This window comes from Rhizobacter sp. P3_B12, from assembly GCF_056402895.1.
In genome coordinates this window covers 1-1290 of the sequence record NZ_JBFUGN010001349.1, presented here as the reverse complement: position 1 = coordinate 1290, position 1290 = coordinate 1, and the positions used below count along the sequence as shown (strand labels likewise).

Genomic DNA, 1290 nt, shown 5'->3' with positions numbered 1-1290 from the left:
ACTGGGCACAGCTCGGCGCGCCGGTGCGCTTCGACAGCGTGGCCGCGCTGCGCGCCGAGCAACTGGCGCACCCGACGGCGGCGCTGCAGCCGCGTCATGCGGCGCGGCGCTTCATCGTGTTCAGCCCGGCCGAGGTGGAGCCGCCGGCCTACGACGCCAACGAACAAGGCGTGGCGATGTTGCTGCGCGATGCGCACGGCGCGCCGCTGCTRGTGCAGCGCTTCCACGAGCGCCATGCGCCGCATGCGCTCGATGCGATGGCCGCCGCCGCGAGCGGGCGGCACGGCGCGCTGCGCCACGTGGCGGGCGTGCTGAGCTGGCAGCACGGCGTGCCGAGCCTGGAGCCGTGGGCGCTGGGCTGCGAGGGTGGGCTGCTGGTGCCGGATTTCGCGGCGGCGAGCGGCGCACTCGGCGCGTTGCCGCTGGGCGTGGCGCGGCCGGCCGGTGCCGACCCCTGCACGCTGCAGCTCGAAGCGCTGCGGCAGCAGCTGGCGACGCTGCTGCACCACGGCCTGGCGCGGCTGCCACGTGCATGGGCCGGTGAGTCGGCGCCGCTCGCGCGCCGGCTGGAGGCGGCCGGCTTGCGCGAGCTGTCGCAACGCCTGCGGTCGCTATCGGCCGAGGCGGTGGCCGCCCAGGTGAACCCTGGCAACGCGGTGCTCGCGCCGGCGCTGCTGCAGCTGCTCGCGCTGCGGCAGTTGCATGAGGACGCAGCGCTGCTGGACCGCGGCGACTACCAGTCCCCGTAGGCCGCAACGATCCCGCGCAGCAGCGCATCGCGCTCCACGCCGAGGTGGTCGCCGCTCGCATCGCCCGAGGCGTCCTTGCCGACCGCGGTGTGCACCACCACCAGCTTCAGCGCCGGGTCCACGAAGATCGCCTGGCCGTAGACGCCCAGCAGCATGAAGCGGCGCTGCCGGCCCGGCAGCAGCCAGGTCTGCAGGCCGTAGCCGAAGTAGCGGCTGCCGTGGTACTGCATCTGCCCGGGCCGGAAGGCCTCGGGCTGGCGCGCCGCATCGGTCATGTCGAGCAGGTGCTCGCGCGACACCACCGCGGCGCCGTTCACCTGCCCGTCGGCGGCCATCATCATCCCGAGCCGCGCGTAGTCGCGCAGCGTCGCGTTGAAGCCGCCCTGCGCAAGCTCCACGTTGTCGGCCGGGTTCAGCAGCCAGCTCGCCGCCGCCTGCGCGCCGATCGGTTTCCAGATCCGCTCGCCGACGTAGTCGCACAGCGTGCGGCCGGTCGCGCCGCGCAGCACCAGGCCCAGCACCTCGGTCTGCGCACCGGCGT

Annotated in this window: 1 protein-coding gene and 1 pseudogene; one reads left to right on the top strand and one right to left on the bottom strand. The window is 74.6% G+C overall.

From position 1 onward, the window contains the following. Positions 1-749: pseudogene (locus AC1D01_RS35130) on the top strand (hypothetical protein); the annotation flags it as partial. Here AC1D01_RS35130 and AC1D01_RS35125 read toward each other — a convergent pair. After that, positions 734-1290, bottom strand: a 557-nt coding sequence (locus AC1D01_RS35125; RefSeq protein WP_477874207.1) for a serine hydrolase, incomplete at its 5' end; no start/stop codon positions are given. The pseudogene AC1D01_RS35130 and the gene AC1D01_RS35125 sit on opposite strands and share 16 nt — an antisense overlap.